The sequence below is a fragment of the Vibrio albus genome (assembly GCF_003144035.1).
In the GTDB taxonomy this organism is placed as follows: domain Bacteria; phylum Pseudomonadota; class Gammaproteobacteria; order Enterobacterales; family Vibrionaceae; genus Vibrio; species Vibrio albus.
Map to the genome: position 1 here is coordinate 344,784 of NZ_QFWT01000004.1, position 8,726 is coordinate 353,509.

Here is an 8,726-nt window from a genome sequence, read left to right on the forward strand (position 1 = left end):
CTTAACCCTCTACCACTAGGCCCATTGAACGAGCAGTACCAGCGATAGAACGCTTCATCGCTTCTACGTCTGCACCAGTCATGTCTGCCGCTTTAGTTTCTGCGATTTCTTGCAGTTGAGCGTCAGTTACTGTACCCACTTTTTCAGTGTTTGGACGACCAGAACCAGACTTGATGCCAGCAGCTTTCTTCAAAAGAACAGCAGCAGGTGGAGTCTTAGTTTCAAAAGTGAAAGAACGGTCGTTGTATACAGTGATAACAACTGGAGTTGGAAGACCTTTTTCCACAGATTCTGTTTTTGCGTTGAACGCTTTACAGAATTCCATGATGTTAACACCGTGCTGACCTAGAGCAGGACCAACTGGTGGACTTGGGTTTGCCATACCTGCTGCAACTTGCAGCTTGATATAAGCTTCAACTTTCTTAGCCATGATATTTCCTAAATTTTGGGTAGTAGCGCTAATCGTTTGATCAGCTCCCCTTGGTTCAATTAAGATCTTTTTACAGTAAGACCTGTAAAAAGGCGCGAAATTATAATCATAATTCGCGCCCTAAACAAGTCTAAAAAGATGTTTTTTTAATCAAGTTTTTCAACCTGACCAAATTCAAGCTCTACTGGTGTTGCACGACCAAAGATCGACACAGACACTTTCAGACGGCTCTTCTCGTAATCCACTTCTTCAACCGTACCATTGAAGTCAGCGAACGGTCCTTCATTAACACGAACCACTTCACCCGCTTCAAACATTGTTTTCGGCCGGGGTGCCTCACTCGCTTTTTCAAGACGGTTAAGAATCGCGTCTGCTTCTTTATCCGTGATAGGTGCTGGTCGGTCAGAGGTACCACCAATGAAGCCCATTACACGAGGAACACTACGTACCAGGTGCCATGATTCATCATTCATGATCATCTGGACCAGTACGTAACCAGGGAAAAACTTGCGTTCGCTCTTGCGGCGCTGACCGGCGCGCATTTCAACTACTTCTTCAGTAGGAACCAGAACTTCACCAAACAGCTCTTCCATGCCGTGCATTTTAATATGTTCACGAAGGGACTGTGCGACACGACCTTCAAAACCAGAAAAGGCCTGAACCACATACCAGCGTTTTTTTGGAGCTTCACTCATGAATTAAAACCCTCAAAGCTCGGTCACAAATGCAACAAGACGAACCATAATGCCGTCGATGCCCCACAGTGCCAGAGCCATTACAATACTTACAGCCAAAACAATAAACGTTGTTTGCATCGTTTCCTGACGAGTCGGCCAGACAACTTTACGAATCTCCATACGGGATTCACGCGCAAAACTAATTGCACTTTGACCTTTCACCGTCGTTGCGGCCACACCTAAAGCGGCTGCAATTAACACAACTACGCCTGCTGCTCTAATCACAACAGACATTTCACCATACAGGTAATTCCCCACAACAGCGGCCGCAGCCAGAGCAAAAGCGACAATCCACTTAATGGTATCTGCTGCACTTGAGCTATTCGGAGTTTCAGCGTTTGCTTTCATAAAACCAACCTGTCACATGTCCTAAATATAGACGACAACTACCCCGCTGTTGCAGGGCTCAATCTCAATACGCTAAAAAAGCATATCCATAATCAAGAGCTTCTCTCTTAACCACATAATTCTTCGCGGAAAAAACCCTCTGGTTAGGATGAAAAACACCATGAATTTTTTCTTGCGCAGAAAAAGGGCATCAAATGATGCCCTTTTTACTAGTGTCTCGTCAAATCTTATTCGAAGATTTTAGCAACAACACCAGCACCTACTGTACGGCCACCTTCACGGATCGCGAAGCGCAGACCTTCGTCCATTGCGATAGGAGCGATTAGCTCAACAACCATTTGGATGTTATCGCCAGGCATTACCATTTCTACGCCTTCTGGTAGAGAGATATCACCAGTTACGTCAGTTGTACGGAAGTAGAACTGTGGACGGTAGCCTTTGAAGAATGGAGTGTGACGACCACCTTCATCTTTTGACAGTACGTATACTTCAGACTCAAACTTAGTGTGTGGAGTGATTGAACCAGGTGCAGCCAGTACTTGACCACGCTCTACTTCGTCACGCTTAGTACCACGTAGTAGGGCACCAACGTTTTCACCCGCACGACCTTCGTCTAGAAGCTTACGGAACATCTCTACACCAGTACAAGTTGTAGTAGTTGTTTCTTTGATACCTACGATTTGTACTTCGTCACCTACAGTCAGGATACCGCGCTCGATACGGCCAGTTACTACTGTACCACGACCCTGGATTGAGAATACGTCTTCGATTGGCATCAGGAACGGCTGGTCTACTGCACGCTCTGGTTCTGGGATGTATGTGTCTAGCGCTTCTGCTAGTTCAACAATCTTGTCTTCCCACTCTTTCTCGCCGTTTAGAGCGCCAAGAGCTGAACCTTGGATTACTGGTAGATCATCACCTGGGAAGTCGTACTCAGATAGAAGTTCACGTACTTCCATTTCTACTAGTTCTAGTAGCTCTTCATCGTCAACCATGTCACATTTGTTCATGAATACGATGATGTATGGGATACCAACCTGGCGGCCAAGTAGGATGTGCTCACGAGTCTGAGGCATTGGGCCGTCAGTCGCTGCTACTACTAGGATACCACCGTCCATTTGCGCAGCACCAGTGATCATGTTTTTAACATAGTCAGCGTGTCCTGGGCAGTCTACGTGTGCGTAGTGACGAGTTGGAGTATCGTACTCAACGTGAGAAGTTGCGATTGTGATACCGCGCTCACGCTCTTCTGGAGCGTTATCGATAGATGCGAAGTCTTTAGCTACACCGCCGTAAACTTTAGCAAGAGTAGTACAGATAGCTGCAGTTAGAGTTGTTTTACCGTGGTCAACGTGGCCGATAGTACCAACGTTTACGTGCGGTTTCGTACGTTCAAATTTTTCTTTAGACATGAGTTGTCCCTCTAGGTACGGATTTAAGGTGGCTTTGATGACCACGCAACCAAAAAAAACTTCTGGTGATTAAGTATATATTAAAAGGAAATAGTTGCTTAAAGAGCTGGTGCTGATAGGCAGACTCGAACTGCCGACCTCATCCTTACCAAGGATGCGCTCTACCACCTGAGCTATATCAGCACTCTTAAGAGAGTTGGAGCGGGCAGCGGGAATCGAACCCGCATCATCAGCTTGGAAGGCTGAGGTAATAGCCATTATACGATGCCCGCAACACGTAGTAACTCTGTGAGCTATTTCCTAAGAATATGGTGGAGGGGGACGGATTCGAACCATCGAAGGCGGAGCCGGCAGATTTACAGTCTGCTCCCTTTGGCCACTCGGGAACCCCTCCAAAATTTAATTTCTTCTCCCTAGGAGAAGAATGGTGCCGACTACCGGAATCGAACTGGTGACCTACTGATTACAAGTCAGTTGCTCTACCTACTGAGCTAAGTCGGCACGTAAGTGGAGCGCATTCTATGGGATGAATTGTATGCTTGCAATAGGAAAACAGAAAAAAATTGAATTTTCCTTAAAATCATTCTTTTTTGTTCATATTTCAGCCACCATTTGCGTCATTTTCAACTTTCTGTAATCTTAGTCGTTTGCTTTCCCTCTTAATTGATGTATTTTCCTTCGACTACTTAGTAATGGATATGAATCATTATGAGCCCTTATATGTCTTTTAATCGCAGCCAGTGGGCCGAATTAAGAAATTCGGTACCAATGATGCTGTCTGAAGATGACCTACACGAATTACAGGGTATTAATGAAAGCCTTACTATGCAGGAAGCGGTAGAAATCTATCTGCCGTTAAGCCGGTTGCTTAACCTTTATGTTTCAGCGCGCCAGAGCCGCAACTCCGTACTGCACCAGTTTTTAAACAATACTGAACAGTCTCCGCCGTTTGTTATTGGTATTGCCGGCAGTGTTGCTGTTGGTAAAAGTACCACGGCCCGTTTACTTAAGGCGCTGTTATCTCGTTGGGAAAAACACCCAAAGGTGTCACTTGTGACTACAGATGGTTTCTTGTTTCCGAATAAAGTGTTGCAGGAACGCGATCTGATGCAGAAAAAAGGCTTCCCGGAATCTTACGATATCCGTAGTCTGGTTCAGTTTATTTCTGACATCAAAGCCTGTAAGAGGAATGTCACCGCACCGGTATATTCACATTTCTCTTACGACATAACCGACGAAAGAAAGATTGTTGATCTACCAGATATTCTTATCATTGAAGGGTTAAATGTTCTGCAGAGTGGGATGGATTATCCGCATGATCCACACCGGGTGTTTATCTCAGATTTTCTCGATTTTTCTATCTATGTCGACGCAAAATCAGAACTGATAGAAAAATGGTATCTCGACAGGTTCAGAAAGTTCCGTAAAGGCGCGTTTACTCAGCCAGGCTCTTACTTTTCTCATTACACTAAGATCAGTGAAATCGAAGCAGTCAGTCAGGCAAGTAATATCTGGCATTCCATTAATGGGAAAAACCTGCGGGAAAATATATTACCCACCCGGGAAAGAGCACAGTTGATCCTGAAAAAAGGAGACAATCATACCGTCGAAGAAGTGTTACTACGTAAGTAATCCCTCACTTCTGACTGTCTTTTTTATTCATCTGGCCGTAAAGAAATTTCCCCGCCGATAAAGGTCTCGATACCTTTATCGGTTTCCAGCAACACGCCGCCCTGCTCATTTATGCCTCTGGCAATCCCACACACCTCTCTTGGACCAATAATCAGTTTAACCGGTCGTCCAAGGAAATTATCCAACTTATTCCAGCGCTCAACAAAGCCCGGCATACCTGAAGTTTCATAGTCGGAAAGCGCTTTCTCCCAGGAGTTAATAAAGTTCACTGCAAGCTGGTTACGATCAGGCACATTCCCGTCAGTAATGTCACTTACAGAAACCCAGGGCTGGGTGATCCCGGAAATATCTTGTGGCATATTGATATTGATCCCCATGCCAATCACAAGATTCGCTGCTCCGCCAGCTTGTCCGGACATCTCAACCAGTATTCCAGCCAGCTTTCTGTCCTTATAGTATAAATCATTTGGCCACTTTAATTTAACACCGCTAATACCAAGCTGTTCCAGCGCTTCAACAGCAGCAATTCCAATCACCAGGCTGAGCCCCATTGCTGCTGCCATGCCCGCTTCTAACTGCCAATACATAGAAAAATACAGGTTTGAGCCAAAAGGAGAAACCCACTGACGCCCTCGCCTACCGCGCCCCTTCGCCTGATATTCCGCCAGACAAACTGCACCTTGTGCCAGACTATTGGCGTTATCCAGCAGATACTGGTTGGTAGAATCGATAATAGAGATCAGTTCAACAGGCACAGAAGTCTGACTTTGAATTATCTGCTCATCCAGGAGCTGGACTGGGTTAGCCAGCTTATACCCTTTACCTTGGACGCTATAAATATCCAGTCCCCATTCCTGCAGGCCTTTAATGTGTTTACTAACCGCAGCTCGGGAGATACCAAGATGCTCACCAACCTTTTCACCGGAGACAAACTCTTTCGCCGTCAGCAGACTGATAATTTTATATTTCACCCGATAATCTTTCATGATTAGCTCTTACCCTACAAGTTCTGATAAATAGGTCTCAGTCGTTGAGCCCATAAACCGCACTTCATGCTCTAGTTCAACCTGATACTGTACACGGACTTTTTCTCTTACCGTTGCGGCTAACTGCACAATGTCCTTCGCACTGGCATGATTAACGTTTACCAATACCAATGCCTGATTAGGGTGCACCATTGCACCGCCAACCTGAAATCCTTTAAGATCACAGTGATCAATAAGCCATCCTGCGGCGACTTTAACCTGCTCACCCGAGTCATAACCAACGATATCCGGGAAGTCCGTTTTCAACTTATCAAAGTGTGCTTTTGAAATCAGTGGGTTTTTAAAGAAACTACCCGCATTTCCCTGCTCTTCAGGATCAGGCAGTTTCGCCATACGTACACGGCATATCTCTTGATAAATACGCTTTGGTGATAATTCATCAGAGGGGATGGTTTGCAAAGAACCGTAATTAATACAGGGAACCCAATCCTTATCCAGACTTAATCCAACACCTGTAATCACGACCTTTTTATATAGCTCATGCTTAAATACAGAATCTCGGTAACCAAACCGGCACTGTTCAGGGGTCAGTCGTTTCGATTCAAATGTATCAAGAGTCAGCACATCAACATACTGACAAAAGTCTTTAAATTCTTTCCCGTAAGCCCCGATATTCTGAATAGGTGCGGACCCGGCACAGCCAGGAATCAAAGCAAGATTTTCCAGTCCGGCATAGCCTTGCTCTATACTCCACTCAACAATGGAGGGCCAGTCCTCTCCCGCATTGACATGGATATTCCATGCATCAGCTTCCTCACTAACTCGTTTCCCCATGATCCGGTTGACAATTACCACTCCGGAGTAATGCTCAGTAAACAGGAGATTGCTGCCTTTACCGATCATTAACTTAGGCAAATCTTCCCAGGCAGCATCTTGATAAACCTGTATCAAGTCTTCGACAGACTCAATAATCACCAGCACATCACAGCTGATATCGATGGAAAATGTATGGTAAGGCTTTAGGCTCGCATTAGTGAATACTTGCATGTGGGTGACGACCAGTATTAATTTTAAAGCTAGAATGATAAAGCATTCTAACCCATACAATAGATGAGCGCAGTGTTTGCATGAGACAAATCCACATTAAGCCTTTAGAGCCGATAAAATTACCTCTGATACAAAAACTGTATAAAGCCTTTTACCCATCAGCAAAACCTAAGAAAGACGAACTCATTCTGACCGCCTACGTAGGTTCTGAACTTGCTGCCGTCGTTCGGTTCCGGCAGATTCATGGTTATCGCCTTATGACGGGTATGCTGGTGATACCCAAGTTCAGAGGACAATTCGTAGGTAATGAGCTTCTCTCATATTGCAAAAGATACATACTTAATGATCATGACTTCTGTTTTGCGTATCCATATCTGGAACGCTACTATTCAAACTATGGATTTCTTACACAAAAGGCTGAGGAATTACCTGAGGAGATAGGCGAACTATACAATCGCTATGTAGGCAATGGAAAAGCACTGACTGCAATGCAATTTATCGGGTAACAGTGCATTACGTTTCACATAATCACTAATAATTCGTCATAAGCATGGTATTTTTGCTAAAATTACTGATTCGCAATTTGCATGAATAAAGGTATATCACTCTCAATGATGGCGTTAAGACAATCACTAGAGAAACTGCCAGCTATCGCAATTCATCCGGAACAGTTCGGAATACTGTTTTCAGCTGATGAATTTCGGAAAGAGCTGATTAAGCACATACGTGGTGCAACTCAGCGCATTTATATAGCAGCACTCTACCTTGAGAACGATGACGCAGGTCGAGAGATTCTTACTGAACTCTATCAGGCTAAACAGACCCGTCCTGAGCTAGACATAAAGATTTGTGTCGACTGGCACAGAGCACAGCGAGGACGGATTGGTGAGGGAAAGGCAGAGTGTAATGCTGAGTTCTATATGCGGTACTCTAACCAGTACGAGCATAAAATCCCTGTATATGGGATCCCTGTACGCGGTAAAGAGGTATTCGGTGTTCTCCACCTGAAAGGCTTCGTTATCGATGACTCTGTTATTTATAGCGGCGCAAGCCTGAATAATATCTATCTAAGCTATAACGGGCGCTACCGGTTTGACCGGTACCATACTTTCCACAATAAAGCGCTGGCTGACAGTATGGTTCGCTACATTCAGGAAGAGATGATCGACCACCCTGCAGTACACCGTCTCTGTGATAAAGACAAGCCCGTAACTAAAGAGCTTAAACCCGTTATCCGACAGTTCAGAGCTTCTCTGGCTAATTCTTGTTACCGGTTTGAACCACAAACAATTAGTGAGGAAGACATTGCAGTAACCCCTCTGGTTGGTATCGGAAAAAGGCGTAACAGGCTTAACCAGCGTATCAATCAACTCATTTCATCCGCAAAAGATGAGATTTTTATCTGTACTCCATACTTTAACTTCCCTAAAAGCGTAGCAAAGGAAGTGAAGAAAGCTCTCAGGCGCGGAGTTAAAGTATCTATAGTGGTTGGAGACAAGACCGCTAACGATTTCTATATTCCGCCTGAAGAACCATTTAAGACAATTGGTGGGCTGCCTTATCTGTATGAGATGAACTTGCGTCGGTTTGCCAAAATAAATGAATCGAATATTGCCCAGCGCAAGCTTTCCATTCATTTGTGGAAACACGATACCAACAGCTTCCATCTTAAAGGTATCTGGGTTGATAAACGTTATATGCTGTTAACAGGCAACAACCTTAACCCTCGTGCATGGAAGCTGGATTTGGAGAATGCCTTACTGATTAGGGATAGTTACCATCACCTCACAGAGCTATTTGAGAAAGAGGCAACAAATATCCTTGAACATACAACGCAAGTCTGTAGCTATAAGCAAATAGACAAGATTCATAGTTACCCACCCGAAGTTCAGAGACTGCTCAAACGTATCACCCGAGTTCGTGCAGACCGTATCCTCAAGCAGATCCTTTAAAGCAAGCTACGCCAGCGGAGTATCCACTCCGCTGATTACCTTTATAACAAACGTAATACCAATCACACTAATTAACTGGTCAATATAGTCCAATCTCTAAAGCAGAGCGAAATGACTCTGCTTTTGTCTGCACAAAAACGATTCCAAGCACTACACAGCTTGTCGACAATATTGTCGTAACA

The 8,726-nt window shown here is 44.6% G+C and carries 9 protein-coding genes and 4 tRNA genes; 3 read left to right on the forward strand and 10 right to left on the reverse strand.

Going from position 1 to position 8,726, the window contains the following annotated elements; genetic code table 11:
• Position 1 precedes the first annotated feature (1 nt).
• The 8 genes from rplK to DI392_RS09975 all read right to left on the reverse strand — a co-directional run bounded on the left by rplK (position 2) and on the right by DI392_RS09975 (position 3,428).
• Positions 2 to 430, reverse strand: a complete 429-nt coding sequence (gene rplK / locus DI392_RS09940; protein ID WP_109319750.1) for a 50S ribosomal protein L11 — start codon at positions 428 to 430, stop codon at positions 2 to 4.
• Between the two features lie 146 nt (positions 431 to 576).
• Positions 577 to 1,125 carry a transcription termination/antitermination protein NusG gene (gene nusG / locus DI392_RS09945; protein ID WP_109319751.1) on the reverse strand — a complete coding sequence of 183 codons (549 nt, stop codon included), beginning with the start codon at positions 1,123 to 1,125 and terminating at the stop codon, positions 577 to 579.
• Between the two features lie 12 nt (positions 1,126 to 1,137).
• Positions 1,138 to 1,515, reverse strand: a complete 378-nt coding sequence (secE, locus tag DI392_RS09950; protein ID WP_109319752.1) for a preprotein translocase subunit SecE — start codon at positions 1,513 to 1,515, stop codon at positions 1,138 to 1,140.
• A gap of 227 nt (positions 1,516 to 1,742) precedes the next feature.
• Positions 1,743 to 2,927, reverse strand: coding sequence for an elongation factor Tu (gene tuf / locus DI392_RS09955; RefSeq protein ID WP_109319659.1), 1,185 nt, complete (start codon positions 2,925 to 2,927; stop codon positions 1,743 to 1,745).
• A gap of 107 nt (positions 2,928 to 3,034) precedes the next feature.
• A tRNA-Thr gene (locus DI392_RS09960) sits at positions 3,035 to 3,110 on the reverse strand.
• 14 nt (positions 3,111 to 3,124) lie between these two features.
• Positions 3,125 to 3,199 (reverse strand) — tRNA-Gly (locus tag DI392_RS09965).
• 37 nt (positions 3,200 to 3,236) lie between these two features.
• Positions 3,237 to 3,321: transfer RNA gene (locus DI392_RS09970), tRNA-Tyr, on the reverse strand.
• A 31-nt stretch (positions 3,322 to 3,352) separates the two neighbouring features.
• Positions 3,353 to 3,428: transfer RNA gene (locus tag DI392_RS09975), tRNA-Thr, on the reverse strand.
• Between the two features lie 207 nt (positions 3,429 to 3,635).
• Here DI392_RS09975 and coaA point away from each other — a divergent pair.
• Positions 3,636 to 4,559: a type I pantothenate kinase gene (gene coaA, locus DI392_RS09980; RefSeq protein ID WP_109319753.1), complete on the forward strand. Its 924-nt coding sequence runs from the start codon at positions 3,636 to 3,638 to the stop codon at positions 4,557 to 4,559.
• Between the two features lie 23 nt (positions 4,560 to 4,582).
• Here coaA and birA read toward each other — a convergent pair whose 3' ends face one another.
• Entirely contained in the window at positions 4,583 to 5,545 is a 963-nt protein-coding gene (gene birA, locus DI392_RS09985) for a bifunctional biotin--[acetyl-CoA-carboxylase] ligase/biotin operon repressor BirA (protein WP_109319754.1), read from the reverse strand.
• A 9-nt stretch (positions 5,546 to 5,554) separates the two neighbouring features.
• On the reverse strand, positions 5,555 to 6,592 hold the full coding sequence (murB, locus tag DI392_RS09990) for a UDP-N-acetylmuramate dehydrogenase (RefSeq protein WP_109319755.1): 1,038 nt from the start codon (positions 6,590 to 6,592) through the stop codon (positions 5,555 to 5,557).
• 80 nt (positions 6,593 to 6,672) lie between these two features.
• Between murB and DI392_RS09995 the strand changes: the two genes are divergently transcribed.
• Both DI392_RS09995 and pssA read left to right on the forward strand, forming a co-directional pair.
• Positions 6,673 to 7,098 (forward strand): GNAT family N-acetyltransferase, encoded by a 426-nt coding sequence (locus DI392_RS09995; protein ID WP_109319756.1) that lies wholly within the window; start codon positions 6,673 to 6,675, stop codon positions 7,096 to 7,098.
• Between the two features lie 105 nt (positions 7,099 to 7,203).
• Positions 7,204 to 8,544 carry a CDP-diacylglycerol--serine O-phosphatidyltransferase gene (gene pssA / locus DI392_RS10000; RefSeq protein WP_109319757.1) on the forward strand — a complete coding sequence of 447 codons (1,341 nt, stop codon included), beginning with the start codon at positions 7,204 to 7,206 and terminating at the stop codon, positions 8,542 to 8,544.
• Positions 8,545 to 8,726 lie beyond the last annotated feature (182 nt).